A 15,118-nucleotide genomic window follows, 5' to 3' on the forward strand; every position below is an offset into this window, starting at 1 on the left:
CTGGCGATCAAGACCGGGCGGCCGTTGGTGGGCATCAACGAAGGCGCCGGGGCCCGCATCCAGGAAGGGGTGGTCTCCCTCGGGTTGTACGGGGAGATCTTCCACCGCAACGTCCGCGCATCCGGGGTGATCCCACAGATCTCGCTGATCATGGGCCCCGCCGCCGGTGGGCACGTCTACTCCCCAGCGTTGACCGATTTCGTGGTCATGGTCGATGGCACCAGTCAGATGTTCGTCACCGGCCCCGATGTCATCAAGACCGTCACCGGGGAGAACGTGACGATGGAAGAGCTCGGTGGCGCGCACACCCACATGGAGAAGTCCGGTGTCGCGCACTACGTCGCGTCCGGGGAGCAGGACGCCCTCGACTACGTCCGCGACCTCCTGTCGTATTTGCCGTCGAACAATCGAGCCGATGCCCCGCGGACGGTGGCGTCGGATCCGATCGTCGGGGCGATCGAGGATTCGTTGACGGCGGAGGACCTCGAACTCGACACTCTGATTCCGGATTCGCCGAACACTCCGTACGACATGCACGAGGTGATCCGCCGGATCCTCGACGACGACGAATTCCTCGAAGTCCAGGAGGGTCGGGCCCGCAACATCATCGTCGGGTTCGGGCGGATCGACGGCCGGTCGGTGGGGATCGTGGCCAATCAGCCCACCCAGTTCGCCGGCACGTTGGATATCGATGCCTCGGAGAAAGCAGCCCGGTTCGTCCGCACCTGTGATTGTTTCAACGTTCCGATCATCACGTTGGTCGATGTGCCGGGGTTCCTGCCCGGGACGGGCCAGGAATACAACGGCATCATCCGGCGTGGGGCGAAGTTGTTGTATGCCTACGGGGAGGCGACGGTCGGGAAGATCACCGTCATCACCCGTAAAGCCTATGGCGGGGCGTACGACGTGATGGGCTCCAAGCACATGGGTGCCGACGTCAATTTGGCGTGGCCGACGGCGCAGATCGCGGTGATGGGGGCCTCGGGTGCGGTCGGGTTCGTCTACCGCAAGCAGTTGCTCGAGGCCGCGAAGAACGGTGAGGACGTCGATGCGTTGCGGCTGACGTTGCAGCAGCAGTACGAGGACACGCTGGTCAACCCGTACGTCGCTGCCGAACGTGGATATCTCGATGCGGTCATCCCGCCCAGTCACACCCGCGGGCAGATCGTGACCGCGTTGCGGCTGCTCGAACGCAAACAAGTGACCCTGCCCCCGAAGAAACACGGAAACATCCCACTATGAGCGACACGAATCATGACGACGTGAACGACGGTCAGGCCGTTGCCGATTCAGGCATGTCCGCGGCAATTCGGGTCGTCAGGGGCAATCCGGACGACGAGGACGTGGCGGCTCTGGTGGCGGTGTTGACTGCGGCGCAGAACGATTCGGCATCGAGCACGGATTCCCGGCCTCGGGAATTGTGGGGTGCACCGTCGTCGATGCATCGCGGCTTCGCGGCGCAGTCGGCGTATTCGTACGCCGCGTCGGGCCGATACTCGCGGTGACGGTGCCGCCCGTGACGACCCGGGCCGATTCGGTACGACTCGTTCTGGCGTCGGCGTCACCTGCTCGCCTCGGAGTTCTTCGTAGTGCCGGCGTGGAGCCGATCGTCCGGGTGTCGGGAGTCGACGAGGACGCGGTGACGGCCGAACTGGGGCCGTCCGCGTCCGCCGCCACCGTGGTCACCGAACTCGCGCGGGCCAAGGCCGCCGCAGTCGCCGAGACGTTCTCGGATTCTTCGGCGGATCTGGTGATCGTCGGGTGTGATTCGATGCTGTCGATTGCCGGTGAGCTGCACGGTAAACCGCACACCGTCGAGGTGGCCCGTGAGCGTTGGCGGACCATGGCCGGGTCGACCGGGGCGCTGCTGACCGGTCATGCCGTTCTGCGAGTGACCGCCGGAGTCGTGGTGGCGCAGGCTGCAGCGCACAGCTCGACGACGATTCGTTTCGCAACCCCGTCTGCAGTCGATCTCGACGCGTATCTGGCGTCCGGCGAACCGCTGCAGGTAGCGGGAGCATTCACGCTCGACGGTCTCGGCGGCTGGTTCGTCGACAGCATCGAGGGTGATCCCTCGTCGGTGATCGGCATCGGCTTGCCGCTGGTTCGTACTCTTCTCGAGCGGGTGGGTACGTCGCTTGCCGCCCTCTGGGACGGCTCGCCGGACGACCCGATCGGGATCTGACCGGCGAGACCTACCTCAGGGCAACAGATCGATCAGCTCGCGAGCCCAGTCCTCGGCCATTGCCTTGGGCTTGATGTTCGACGAGCTGTCGTGCCGAGCGTGGGTGCCGACCTGCTTCGCACCGAGCTCGGTGAGCTTTTCGGCGATGATCTCGCCGCCGCGGTTGAAGGTGTCCTCGTATACCTTGTCTCCCAGACCGAAGACTGCGAACTGCAGTCCTGCGAGGTCGGGGGCATCCTCGACGAGTGCCTCGTAGAACGGCTCCGCGCCGGTGGGGAGCTCTCCGTCGCCGTAGGTGGAGCAGATGACGACGTGGAAGTCGTCCGTGTCGATGTCGGAGACCTCGTACTCGAGCATGTCTCGCACCTCGGCATCGTGATCACCGAGCACGTCCGCGATCTTGTCGGCGACCTCCTCGGCCGTACCGGTCTCGGACCCGAACAACACGACCACTGCCATGGATCGCTCCCCTTTCTCACATGCGCTCGAACACTCGAACAGTCGCAAAAGCATAGCCTTACCGGGGATCCCGCCGAAAATCCGCGTACGCCCGATGTTGTGATTTGTCTCGAGGTCACCAGAATTCGGCAGTCAGGCCCCAGTTCGTGTACTCGGCCTCGACCAGCCCACGCAGGTGCTCCTTGCTGGGGAACGCGTCCGGGTCGAGACCGGTGACGCACAGCGTCGCGCGGTCACCCGAGTCGTTCCACCAGGCACTGACCCCGCCGGCGGTGCGACGGAGCAACGCCACATCGGTGTTCTGAGTGATCGACCGCATCGCCACTGCCGCGGCGTCGACGCCTCCGATGGTGCGCAGTCGCGCGCCGCGATCGCCTAGGTTCGAGCACAGACACAGAGGTGCCGAGCCCGATGCCGCCAGCTTGGCGACGACGACGTCGGGCAACACCTGCATCAGTGGTTTGAGCAGCTCGAACACCGATGTCACCGTACTGTCGGCCTGGTCGGTGAACGCCTGCTTGCTCGATGCGCGGATGGCCGTCAGATCGTCGCGGTAGCCCTGTCCCCCGTCGACGTGAATGGACACCCCGGACGTCGCGTTGGCGCGACTGTCTCCGGGCGTTCGGGTGCTGACAGGAAGGGCCACCCGTACCCGGTCCTGCGGACCGACGCGTCCACTCGCGGTGAGAATGCCGAGCACGACCGCGACAAGGAGACTGTTCGAGCTCCCGCCCCTGCTCGCTGCGGCCGCGGCCCAGTCCCCCGATGCGCAGTCGACGACCACCGTGCTCGGTACCCACTTGCCTTCTCGTGCCGCGGTGACGGCCAGGGCACGGCTCGGCGTCGGGCCGGGTGCCGTGGAGCCCGCGGCTACCTCGTCGGACGAGGTTCGCGAACGTACCGCGTCCACTGTCGTACGTCCGAGCGCTCGCGCCACCCCGGACAATGCCGCACCGATCTGTCCGACGCCGTCCGCGATGTCGGCACGTACCGACGACCGCGGGGGATCGTGGTCGAGCCCGCCGCGAACGAAGTCGTCCGGAGTCGCCCGACCGGCGAGAGCTGCTGCCGCCGCAGAGGTCAGGGCACCGCCGTCACCGACCACGTGCGATCCGACGAGAGAGACCACCGTGCCGCCGCCGTCGACCGAGGTCGCCGACAAACGCCACGCAGGTCCGTCGATGGGGTCCAGCGTCACCGCTGCCTCGTTCTCGATCCACAGATCGATGCCGTCCCGGGCGATCGCGTGTCCGATGACGACCGGGGCGGCGGGCGTGCGGGCCGTGATCCAGCCATCGCGGGCACCGGGCACCGCCGAGCGTCGTACGGAGCGATCCAACGGGCCGGTAGCAAGCAACTGCCACATGGATTCGAGTGCGTCGAGCGGGACGGCCGAGTCGAACCGCCACACGATCTGATTGACCACGGGCACTCCGAGTACGCACTCCATGCGCAGGAACAGGTCGTCGTCGTACGTCAATCTCTCCACCACGAGAGACTATCCCTGCCCGCCCACGTAGGTGGAACGGCCGCAAATGTGTTTCCCGCCATATGTTTTCGTATCGGCTCGGTTCGGACGGTGCTGATAGGTTGGGGCTCTTCCCCACGCCGACACGTCTGCGAGTGCGCCTGTGAAGTTCGTGATGCCGTTCAACGGAAGCCGAGGCGACGTGACCCCCGGTATCGCTCTCGGGCTCGAACTCGCAGATCGCGGGCACGACGTGCTGTTCGGTGCCCCACCCAATCTCACCGATGTCGTGTCGGCTGCCACGGCATCCTCCGAACGTATCGAGGTTCAACCGTTCGGGCCCGACACGCAGCAGCTGTTGGAGTCCGATCTGGTCAGAGTGCGTATCAAGTCTCGAAACCCGCGGACCCGCTTTGCTGCGCTGTCCGAGCTGGCTCATCACGGCTGGGACGACATGACGTCCGAGCTGAACCGAATGGCGGCAGGGTGCGACGGAATCGTCACCGGCTCGCTCGGTCAGGAAATGGCTCTGAACGTGGCCGAAGCGCACGGCACAGCGTTTGTGTCCCTGCACTACTGCCCCCTCAGGCGCAACGATGCAGTGTCGATCACACCGGGCGTGAACCTACCTGCCGTCGTCAATCGGTCGATGTGGGCGGCCCTCGAGGCACTGCGCTGGAAGTCGATGAAGAAGCGCGACAACGCGCAGAGGGCATCACTGGGTTTGCCTCCCACCACGGAGTCGACGCCCGTGAGGTCGGCGCGCTACGGCGGTATCGAGATTCAGGCCTACGAATCGGCGCTGTTCCCCGGGCTTGCCCGACAGTGGGGCCCGCTACGCCCGTTCGTCGGCTTCATCGGCCTGGTCGACGGAGTCACCGAGACGGATCCCGCGTTGCGCCGATGGCTCGACGCAGATACTGCGCCAGTGTATTTCGGCTTCGGCAGCATGCCGGTGCCCGAACCGGCTGCACTGATGCGCATGATCGACAACGTCACCGATCGACTGGGCGTGCGCGCCCTGGTCTGCGCGGGCTGGAGCGATCTGCTGGAGTCCGATTCAGCCGTCCATCGATCGAACCCGAACGTCTTCGTCGTGAAATCGGTCGATCACGCGACGGTCTTTCCGCGCTGCCTGGCCGCGGTTCATCACGGCGGCGCCGGGACGACTGCAGCCTCGGCACGAGCCGGGCTGCCGACCCTGGTGTGCTGGTTCAGCGCCGACCAACCGTTCTGGGGATCGGCGCTGCGGCGCGTAGGAGCCGGGTCGAGCACGAAGTTCTCGACGTTGACCGAATCCGTTCTACAGCAGGGCATTTCCGATCTCATGACCGAAGACGTCCGGCTGGCCGCGCGAGCGCTTGCCGATACGATGACGCCTGCTCGAACGGCGACGGCCGCTGCCGCCGACATCACCGAAGCAGCAGCGCGCGACCGCTGACCCACTCACCAGAAGCGTGCCGAGAGTCCCCATCTCCGAAGCGCCTCGGTCAGGTGTTCACGCAGTACATGGTCGTCCGGGCATCGATCGGGGTCCATGGCGTGGACGGTCACGGTCACACTGGTGCCGGTCTCGCTCGACCATGCGGTCAGACCGCCGTCGAGCGAACGAGCGAAGTCGGCGTCGGCTCCGGCGAACGTCGCTCGACCGGACACCGCCCGGGCAGCGATCCCCGCCACCGTCGTGAAGTCGTCGGGAAGAGAACCGAGGTTCGACGCCAGCCCTTCGGCACCGTCGCGGGGCTGCGGCACTCGTGCGACCACCGCGTCGGGCAGCATTTGAACGAGTGCCTGGGACAGGCCGCCCGGAGCGGCACCGGCGGCCTGAGCAGCGGCGAAAGCCGTGAACGCCGATTTACTGGCGGCGCGGATCGGGCGGAGGTCCAGATCGGTCGGGTCGGCGATCGGCACGTCGATCTTGACGATCTTGGTGGCGTTGGACCGTGTGTCGGATGCGTCGCCGCGATCACTGACGGGCAGGGACCACTGCACCGTGTCTCCCACCGAAGCACGGCCGGCAAGTCCGGACGCAGCAGTCAGGACCGCCACGAACAGCGAATTGGATGTTCCTCCCCAGCGTTCCGCAGTCGATCGCCATGCATCGGCGTCCACCTCGGCAACCACGTGCGGGGATGTCCAGTCCGCCGCAGCCGCTCGCTCGGGAGCTGCCCGGTGTGGTTTCGGCCTCGACTGGGTGGCACCGGCAGGCTCGGAGCGTCCGGACAGAGGCAGAGCCTGCACCGCCGCGTTCACCAGCCATCCACCCGCGGACCGAAGTTGCTCGACGGCGTCACCGAAGTCGGAAGCGAGGGCCGCGAGGCCGCCCGGGGCGGAGGCGACACGGGACGCGACGGAGTCGGAGTTCGCCGCACGGAATGCAGCGATCAGGGCGCCACCGTCGGCGACCATGTGCGAGGCGACCAACGACAGCGCCATGCCGCCGTCGCTCAGTCTCGTCGCCGCGAGTTGCCAACCCAATCCGGTCTCGGGGTCGATAGCGGGATCGATACGGCCGTCCGCCCATTGCCGCACCATCGAGGGGTCTGTGAATTCTGGATGAAAATCCAGTGAATGAGAGGCGGCCGACGGCACCCACCGATCTCGGGCCGTCGGAATTGCCGATGCCACCACCCTGCGCGCAAGCAGACCGTCGGACAGGTTGTCACGCAGTCTTTCCAGGTCTTCTCGCTGCACGACGTCGTCGAACCACCACAGGAACTGGTTGTAGACGGGAAATCCGATGCCGTGGTGCATTCGCAAGAAAAGGTGATCGGCAAATCCAATTCGAGTCACGCGCCGAACCTACTACATCGAAAGAAACGGGAAGGTGGTGCTGTTTCTCTCGGTCGATTCATTCAATGTTTGCAATAAGTGCCATTCCACCGAGCGGACGCGCGAATGTGACTCCGGTCTCGGGGTGTCGGTCCGGCCCGAGGTCTGGGTTCCGAACCCGTCACCCGGATCGGCTCTCTCGAATCATCGGGCCCTGACGTGCGGTTACGCTGGAATCACAGTGCCGACGTGTGCGAGAATCAGTTTTCCGACCGACGTTCCACCCGTCGGTCAACCCCGTCGACAGTGACAAGAATTACTTTTACGCGTCGCGAAATAGTTTCGCTTTCGCCCTATTGTGAGTGCCGTACTCACGTCGACCGGACGGCGACTTCACGGTCCGTCGAATAGTTGTTCTTTCAATGTCGAAAGCATTGCGAGTGCACCCGATAAAAGCGAGCCGGACCGACGACTTCCGCCGTTACATCCACCACTCGACCGTAATCGAATGCCGATAGACACCACTACTGCCGAATACCGCTGGCCGAGCCCGGAACGGAAGAGGACACCATGGAATACACCGAACTCGCCGACTATCCACTTCCCGCCGGACGCTTGACCGAGTGGGTTCCCCGCGTCGACGACGACCAGTGGGCTCTCGATCCCCGCGGGCTGTCGTTCACGCACGAGGACCATTGCGAGCGCAGCGCGCCGGGCTCCTGGATCGGCACGGTATTCGAGATCCATCGTCGCTACGACGTCGAGGCCGTACGCCGCACCATCGCCGCGTACATGGGTCGGCACGAGGCGTTCCGAACCAAGGTTCGTCGTGACGAGCAGTCCGGTTCGTGGCAGCGCTTCACCGCACCGGTCGACGCCGTGCAGGTGACAGATCGCCCACACGCGGAGTCGCGATCGGAAACTCAGGTGTTCGGCCATCTGCAGTCGTGGTTCGGCGACACCGTGTCTCCGACGGCATGGCCGCATTTCGTTCTCGCCACCATCGAACCCGACGACGCGTCCCGCACTCTCGCCGGTGGGCCCGAGGATTCGTTCCTGCTCGCCTTCGCGGCCGATCATTCGGTCATGGACGCATACAGCCAGATCTATGCGATCAACGAGATCGACCGGCTGTACGCGCAGGCCCTCGACGGCATCGACCCGGAATTGCCCGAGGTGGGTAGTTACGTCGACTTCAGTCAGTCCGAACGGGCACTCGGCGACACCCTGACGGCGGATCACGGTGCCGTGCGAACGTGGCAGGACTTCCTCGCTGTCGAGGACGGCCGCTTCCCTGCTTTCCCGCTTCCGTTGGCGGGCGACCGGCCCCGCGCCGACACCGGCCCTGCGCCCCAGAGCAGCATCTCGTCGTGGCTTCTGACCTCCGAACAGTCGGACGGCTTCAATGCGGCGTGCCGCGCTGACGGATACAACATGCAGGCCGGAATTCTTGCGGCGCTCGCATTGACGAATGCTCGCCTGTCCGGCAGTCGGTCTCTGCGCACGGTGATGCCGATGCACACCCGCGACGAGCAGAAGTGGGCCGCGTCGGTGGGGTGGTACGTCGGAATTCTTCCGATGGAGATCCAGCTCGACAACGCCTGCACCTTCGTCGAGGCACTCGAGGCCGCGGCCACCGCGGGCGCTGCGAACAAGGGCCTGGCCCGTATGCCGTACTCGAAGATCGCCAAGATCCTCGACTCCACCGAAATTCCCCGGTTCGTGGTCTCGTACATCGACCTGCGGTTCCTGCCCGACGCCGCCCAGTGGCAGGGGCGCAAGGGGCGGGCGCTCAGGAGCAACTGCCACGCCGACGACGAGGTCTACTTCTGGGTCAATCGCACACTCGAAGGGCTCAACATCTCGGCCCGCTTCCCCAGTTCGGATGTCGCGTCGACCAATGTCCATCGGTTCATCACCGAGTTCGTCGCGGTTCTGACGGCGGTCATCGACTCCGACGGCGGTAGCGATACGGTGCTCGCGGCGGCCCCGCCGTCGGTCGTCGTCGCCGCAGAATGAGCGTGGACGCAGAATAGGCGTGGACGCAGGAGAAGTGGATGCGCAGAGGACGGAGACGGCGGCGTAGGCAGCCGGTACGTTCCGTCCACTGCGCCCCGACCGGAAGAGTGAAGCGAACATGATCATCACCGCAATGGGCCGCTGGAACCCCGCGCCCGGCCGACTGCTCGAGTGGCATCCCACCGCGGCCGCACAGGCGAGCGCCGCTGCGGCACCGATCGATTCGACTCCACCGTCGTTTCTTCAGGAAGACCACCTGAAGGCAGCGTGGGCAGCTCGCGCACGTGGCGACGTGCACACGGCGTACACCGGGGTGGCCACCGAGATCGACGGCGACATCGACACCGAGGCGATGAGCCGTGCGCTGACTGCGTATGTGCTGCGGCACGAGGGTCTGCGGTGCTGGTTCGAGGTGGACGGCACCGACGTGGTTCGGCACCTCGGCGGCCAGGAAGTTGCTCGTTTCGATACCGTCGACGCAGGTGAGACATCCGACGACGAGCAGTTCCAACACTATGTGCGGCAGCGCTTCTCGACCGAGGCCACCGCCGACATCTGGCCGGGGTTCGTCGTCGGAGTGGTATCGAGGCCGGGCAGCTTCACGCTGTACTACGGTGCCGATCACGCGTTCACCGATGGTGGTTCACAAGCTCTGGTCATCAGCGAACTGGCCGATCTGTACGCGATCGAGATCGGGGCGGATGTTCCGCAACCGGCTTCGGCGGGAAGTCACCTCGAGTACGCCGCCGACGAGCGCGCCCGGGCCGCGACGTTCGGTGCAGACTCCCCCGAGATCGCCGCGTGGCGCGACATCTTCACCAGGCACGAGGGCCGTATGCCTCGGTTCCCACTCGATCTGGGGCTTGCACCCGGCGAACGCGCCCCGGTCCGCATCGTCGAACGCCACCTGTTGGACCGAGAACTGACGGCAGCCTTCGATGCCGCGTGCAAGGCCGCCGGAGCACGGATGAGCAGTGGAATCTTCGCTGCCGTCGGCATCACCGACTTCGAGCTCGCGGGGAACGCGGAGTACTTCGGGATCACGGTGCTGAGCACTCGCCACCACGGTGACTACGGACAATCCCAGGGTTGGTTCGTCAACTTCGCGCCGGTCGCGTTCGACATCGCCGGTCACGAGCGCTTCTCCGACGTCGCCGGCCCGGCGCACGAGGGTTTCGAGCGGGCCAAGCAGATCGCCGAAGCACCGGTCCATGCGGTACTCGGCGCTCTCGCCGCAGACGGCACGCTCGGAAGCGAACTCGCCGTGAGCCCGAACATGCTCTCGTACATCGACTTTCGCTGGTTCCCCGGCGTCGGGCGAGATGCGGACACTCGTGCCAAGCATTTCACCGGCGAGGGCGCGACCTCCAACGCGTCGATGTGGATCAACCGCGACGGTGAGCATCTGTATCTGGTGGCGCAGACCCCCGACACGGCCGTCGCTGCCGAATCGGTCGAGCGGTACCACGCACACCTGGCATCGGTACTGGAAAAGATAGCGCGCACAGGCGATTACGTCCTGACGCCCGGTTCGGTTCAGGAGCGGGTCGGTGCGGGTCACCTCGATCACTGAGTACCATCCCGCGGCCGGTGTCGTCGTCGAATTCACCGCCGACGTCACCGGGGATGCACAACGGTCCCCGATTCCACCGTCGTTCAATCAACGGTTTCATCTGGGCGATCTGGGCGAGGCTCGGCGAGTATGGATCGCGGGCACGTTCGATGTGCCCGGCCGCATCGATGTCGACGCTCTCGCGTGGGCGTTCGCTCGACTGATCGACCGACACGACACTCTGCGCAGCTCGTTCGTCCAGGCGACCGACGGCCTGGACAGGATGCTCCATCGCCCCGGTTCGGTCGAGATCGCGGTGTCGAACCGGACCGAATTCGGTTGCCCGACCGAGCTACGTGAGCATCTCCGCCGAATACTCGAGTTACGTTGCGACGCACGACGGTTCCCGTCGTACACGTGCGTCGCGATCGACCGGCCGGACGTCTCGACGGTGGTCTGCGCATTCGACCACTCGAACGTCGACGCGCTGTCGATCGCGGTGACCGTGGACGAGGTTCGCGCCTGGTACGACGCGTACCGGCGCTGCCCGTCGAGTCCGAACATCGAGCTGAGTCCGGTGGGAGGATTCGTCGACTACTGCCGTATCGAAGCAACCGAGCCGGCTGTGGATCGCCATGACGAGCGCATGGTGCGGTGGTCGGAATTCCTTGTTCGGTGCGGTGGTACGACGCCGAGTTTTCCGTTCGACCTGGGACTTGCGGACGGTGAGACTGCCACGCAGGCAACTCTTGTCGCGCCGGTCCTCGATGCCTACCGCACTGCGGAGTTCGAGCGCCTGTGCACTCGGTCGGGCGGCGGGATGTTCGCCGGGGTCGTGGCTGCGATCGGTCAGGCCTGCGCCGCCATCGGCGGACCGCGGCAGATACCGTTCCTGTTCCCTCTGCACATCCGTCACGAGGATCGGTTCCGGCGGGCACTGGGCTGGTTCACCACCAACGCCCCGATGACCGTGGACGTCGGCGACGTGCTCGTCGACACGATCGCCGCGGCCCAACGGGAGTTTCGTGCTGCGCTACCGCTGAGCACCGTGCCCATCCCCCAGGTGTTGGCATCCCTCGGAGACACGTTCACCCTCTCGCGAAACGACGTGTTCATGGTGTCGTACATCGACTACACCAGAATCGAGGGCCACCGCCGACTCGAAGAATCCAACGCACACCACGTCAGCAACGCGACGGTGTCCGACGACGCGCAGTTCTGGGTGTCGCGGACAGCCTCGGGTCTGGCTCTGCGGGCACGTTTTCCCGACACCGTCCTCGCGCACTCGGTCATGACTGCGTTCAGCGGCGCGCTGGTCGCGCTGCTGGCCGAGGCGACCGACCAGGTCGCCACAACGGCCCTGACACGCTGAGACAGTACCGACGCAGCGCACTGTGCCTGCGGCTCCCGCCACTCGGTGGCGGTACGGCATAGGATTGTCGACGGAGACCGTTCACCCCCGAGCGGGCCGCCAGCCGAATATCTTCCGTAGGAGCCGATACGTGCCTGTACCAACCGATTCCAACGCAATGTTCGCCGACTACGCGCATCCGGATCGTCTCGTATCCACCGAATGGCTGTCCGCTCATCTCGGTACGCCCGGGCTCCGCGTCGTCGAATCCGACGAGGACGTGTTGCTCTACGACGTCGGCCACATTCCCGGCGCGGTCAAGATCGACTGGCACCTCGACCTGAACGACCCGGTCACGCGCGACTACATCGACGGCGAACAGTTCTCGAAACTGATGAGCCGCAAGGGTATTTCGCGTGACGACACAATCGTCGTGTACGGCGACAAGAGCAATTGGTGGGCCGCCTACGCACTGTGGGTGTTCACCCTGTTCGGACACCAGGACGTGCGGCTGCTCGACGGCGGACGTGATGCCTGGCTGTCCGAGAACCGCGACACCACACTCGATGTCCCTGAGTTTCCGGCGACCGACTACCCCGTCGTCGAGCGGAACGATGCACCGATCCGCGCATTCGCCTCGGACGTGCTCGGAGTTCTCGGCTCCGTGCCTCTGATCGACGTACGCTCCCCCGCGGAGTACACCGGCGAACGCACCCACATGCCCGACTACCCGGAGGAAGGTGCGCTGCGCGGCGGCCACATCCCCACCGCCGTCAGCATCCCGTGGGCCAAGGCAGCAGCACCGGACGGTCGATTCCGCTCACGCGCAGAACTGGACGAGATCTACGCCGAGACTTCGGCAACCGACGAGGTCATCGCGTACTGCCGCATCGGCGAGCGGTCGAGCCATACCTGGTTCGTGCTGACGCATCTGCTCGGGTACGAGTCCGTCCGCAACTACGACGGCTCGTGGACCGAGTGGGGCAATGCTGTGCGCGTTCCGATCGCCCGGGGCGAGGAGCCCGGATCGGCACCGGCCGCTCGATGAGTTCCCTTCCAGAATCGTTGGCCGAGATCGTCGAGGATTTCGCCGCAGTCGAGGGCCAGGACAAACTGCAGCTCCTGCTCGAATTCAGCCGGGAACTACCCCCGTTGCCGGATCACCTGGCCCAGGATGCGATGGAGCCGGTCCCCGAATGTCAGTCGCCGTTGTTCCTGTCGGTCGATGCATCCGATCCCGCCCGGATCGAGCTGTACTTCAGCGCGCCGCCGGAGGCTCCGACGACTCGCGGGTTCGCCTCGATCCTGGCGCAGGGGCTCGACGGTCTCAGCGCACAGGAAATCCTCGACGTTCCGGACGATTTCTACTCGGCTCTCGGATTGAGCGATGCGGTGAGCCCCCTGCGCCTCCGAGGGATGTCGGCGATGCTTGCACGTATCAAGAGGCACCTGCGCTGACCTCGTGTTCGGCAGCGCCCGGCCTTCGTCTTGATCGATACACGCCGCCGTCGGTAGACTTCGGTAGTGGGCATCGTCGCCCGCTGTCCGAACAATCCCCCGAATGCGTCTGACGAAGGCTGGTTGCTGCCGATATGGAGTTCACCGAGTTGGCGGACTACGCGGTTCCCGCGGGCACGCTCACCGAATGGATTCCCAGTGTCGGCCCACACGCCCACACTCCCGAAGCCGCCGGGTGGCAGCCCGACCCTCGCCCGACGTCCTACGTCCACGAGGCGCACCTGCGTACCAGCCTGAGCAGCCCTCGCCGCGGACGCGAGTCGTGGCTCGGCGCGGCGTTCGAGATTGCCGGTCCCCTGGACAAGCACGCTTTCCGGCGGGCGGTGCTGAACTGGATCGACAGACACGAAGCCATGCGGTCGAGCGCATCGATCGACGAGGCCACCGGTGAGATGACCCGGGTGACCGCCGCGCAGGGAGCCGTCGACATCTGGCAGGTCGAGCAGGAACGGTGTGCGCAGTCGAGTGAGGTCTTCGAGCATCTGCAATATCTCTTCGACGAGTTCACCTCGCCCCTGATCTGGCCCGCCTACGCGTTCGTCACTCTCGAACCACTGGACGAGACGCGGCCGATCACCGTCTTCTTCGCAGCAGATCACTCGATCATCGACGGCTTGTCCACTGTCCTGGTCGCCCACGAGATCGCGGCCCTGTACGGCGAGGAGCTGGGCGGGGCACCGGCCGCCCTGTTCGAGGCCGGCAGCTATCTCGACTTCGGGTCCTCCGAACGCGAGCGAAACGCCGAGTTGGAACATTCGCACGAGGCCGTCGCGATCTGGCGCGATCTGCTGATCGACGGGGACGGCCAGCTGCCCGACTTCCCGCTCGACATCGGTGATCCCAGCCCGGACGACGTACCTCAGGGCGGGCTCTCTGCTTGGGTGCTCGACCCCGAGCAAGCCGATTCGTTCTCGGTCGCGTGCCGAAAGACCGGGAACAGTCTGTTCGCCGGATTACTGGGGGTCCTGGCCATCACCGGTGCCGAGCTGGGCGGGGGCACCCAATTTCGGACTGTCACCCCGGTACACACCCGGGACGAGCCGCAGTGGGCGTCGGCACTGGGGTGGTTCGTCGGACTGTGTCCCATCTCGTTCGACATCGCCGGCGCGGAGTCGTTCGGCTCGGTCGTGGCCGCAGCATCGGCCGAGGTGAAGAAGACCAAGCCGATTGCGCGGGTTCCGCTCGATCGGGTGTTCACCACCCTCGGCTACTCGGCCAGGCCACGTTTCGTCGTCTCGTTCATGGATGTGCGGTTCGCGCCGGCAGCAGAGCACTGGCCGGATTGGAACGCGCGTGCGCTGCGCAGCAAGCAGTACCAACACGACGTGTACATCTGGATCAACCGCACACCTCAGGGAATCAACATCGCGGCTCGCTATCCCAACACCGAGCTCGCAACTGCCCGGGTACACGAATACATAGGCACCTTTCGCGCCCTGCTGACCGAGGTGGCCGACACCGGTACCGCCTCCTTCTCTGCCGCAACGTCCCAGCATCCCGATCCCGGGCACTCCGATACCGGGCGGATCGCTACCAGCCAGTAGTCCCATCCTGTCGCCCTGGACGCGCCGCAGCGGCCTGGACCGATTGCAGCGACGACCGAGTCGGTGCTTAGACTCCGACGTGACGTTCGTGACGATGGATGCGAAAAACACATCTGTAGGAGGCTCAGTGCCCAGCCATGCCAGTGCTCAGATCACCAAGGTTCTTGTTGCCAATCGTGGTGAGATCGCGGTTCGGGTGATCCGGGCGGCCGCTGATGCCGGGCTGGCCAGTGTCGCTGTGTACGCCGAA

The 15,118-nt window shown here is 65.4% G+C and carries 14 protein-coding genes; 11 read left to right on the top strand and 3 right to left on the bottom strand.

Annotated features, from left to right (window positions below; translation table 11 throughout):
• The 3 genes from AB0P23_RS24975 to AB0P23_RS24985 form a co-directional block, all read left to right on the top strand.
• A partial coding sequence (locus tag AB0P23_RS24975; protein WP_363799740.1) for an acyl-CoA carboxylase subunit beta occupies positions 1–1,242 on the top strand: 1,242 nt, incomplete at its 5' end.
• Positions 1,239–1,505: an acyl-CoA carboxylase epsilon subunit gene (locus AB0P23_RS24980; protein ID WP_094664100.1), complete on the top strand. Its 267-nt coding sequence runs from the start codon at positions 1,239–1,241 to the stop codon at positions 1,503–1,505. The genes AB0P23_RS24975 and AB0P23_RS24980, both read left to right, overlap by 4 nt.
• A gap of 11 nt (positions 1,506–1,516) precedes the next feature.
• Positions 1,517–2,185: a Maf family nucleotide pyrophosphatase gene (locus AB0P23_RS24985; protein ID WP_094664122.1), complete on the top strand. Its 669-nt coding sequence runs from the start codon at positions 1,517–1,519 to the stop codon at positions 2,183–2,185.
• Positions 2,186–2,200: 15 nt separating this feature from the next.
• On the opposite strand, the gene AB0P23_RS24990 is transcribed toward AB0P23_RS24985, so the two are convergent.
• Together AB0P23_RS24990 and AB0P23_RS24995 are read right to left on the bottom strand one after the other, a co-directional pair.
• Entirely contained in the window at positions 2,201–2,644 is a 444-nt protein-coding gene (locus AB0P23_RS24990; protein ID WP_027496480.1) for a flavodoxin domain-containing protein, read from the bottom strand.
• A gap of 115 nt (positions 2,645–2,759) precedes the next feature.
• Positions 2,760–4,133, bottom strand: coding sequence for a hypothetical protein (locus AB0P23_RS24995; protein ID WP_283541568.1), 1,374 nt, complete (start codon positions 4,131–4,133; stop codon positions 2,760–2,762).
• A 154-nt stretch (positions 4,134–4,287) separates the two neighbouring features.
• Here AB0P23_RS24995 and AB0P23_RS25000 point away from each other — a divergent pair, with 154 nt between their 5' ends.
• Positions 4,288–5,553, top strand: a complete 1,266-nt coding sequence (locus tag AB0P23_RS25000) for a glycosyltransferase (RefSeq protein ID WP_283541589.1) — start codon at positions 4,288–4,290, stop codon at positions 5,551–5,553.
• Between the two features lie 5 nt (positions 5,554–5,558).
• Here AB0P23_RS25000 and AB0P23_RS25005 read toward each other — a convergent pair whose 3' ends face one another.
• Positions 5,559–6,905 carry a hypothetical protein gene (locus AB0P23_RS25005; protein WP_283541569.1) on the bottom strand — a complete coding sequence of 449 codons (1,347 nt, stop codon included), beginning with the start codon at positions 6,903–6,905 and terminating at the stop codon, positions 5,559–5,561.
• Positions 6,906–7,454: 549 nt separating this feature from the next.
• Here AB0P23_RS25005 and AB0P23_RS25010 point away from each other — a divergent pair.
• The 7 genes from AB0P23_RS25010 to AB0P23_RS25040 form a co-directional block, all read left to right on the top strand.
• The gene (locus tag AB0P23_RS25010) at positions 7,455–8,903 is read left to right on the top strand and encodes a condensation domain-containing protein (protein ID WP_283541570.1); all 1,449 of its coding nucleotides are present in this window, start codon (positions 7,455–7,457) and stop codon (positions 8,901–8,903) included.
• Between the two features lie 118 nt (positions 8,904–9,021).
• Positions 9,022–10,476 carry a condensation domain-containing protein gene (locus AB0P23_RS25015; protein ID WP_094650016.1) on the top strand — a complete coding sequence of 485 codons (1,455 nt, stop codon included), beginning with the start codon at positions 9,022–9,024 and terminating at the stop codon, positions 10,474–10,476.
• Positions 10,454–11,827 (top strand): condensation domain-containing protein, encoded by a 1,374-nt coding sequence (locus AB0P23_RS25020; protein ID WP_363799742.1) that lies wholly within the window; start codon positions 10,454–10,456, stop codon positions 11,825–11,827. Before AB0P23_RS25015 ends, AB0P23_RS25020 begins: the two co-directional genes overlap by 23 nt.
• Before the next feature lie 130 nt (positions 11,828–11,957).
• On the top strand, positions 11,958–12,854 hold the full coding sequence (locus AB0P23_RS25025; protein WP_032372710.1) for a sulfurtransferase: 897 nt from the start codon (positions 11,958–11,960) through the stop codon (positions 12,852–12,854).
• Positions 12,851–13,264, top strand: coding sequence for a SufE family protein (locus AB0P23_RS25030; protein WP_027496472.1), 414 nt, complete (start codon positions 12,851–12,853; stop codon positions 13,262–13,264). The genes AB0P23_RS25025 and AB0P23_RS25030 overlap by 4 nt, the downstream gene beginning before the upstream one ends.
• A 134-nt stretch (positions 13,265–13,398) precedes the next feature.
• Positions 13,399–14,868, top strand: coding sequence for a condensation domain-containing protein (locus AB0P23_RS25035; protein ID WP_032372711.1), 1,470 nt, complete (start codon positions 13,399–13,401; stop codon positions 14,866–14,868).
• A gap of 127 nt (positions 14,869–14,995) precedes the next feature.
• The coding region (locus tag AB0P23_RS25040) for a biotin carboxylase N-terminal domain-containing protein (protein WP_141215285.1) at positions 14,996–15,118 on the top strand (123 nt) is incomplete at its 3' end.

Source organism: Rhodococcus sp. NPDC077669, from assembly GCF_040686915.1.
Lineage (GTDB): Bacteria > Actinomycetota > Actinomycetes > Mycobacteriales > Mycobacteriaceae > Rhodococcoides > Rhodococcoides fascians.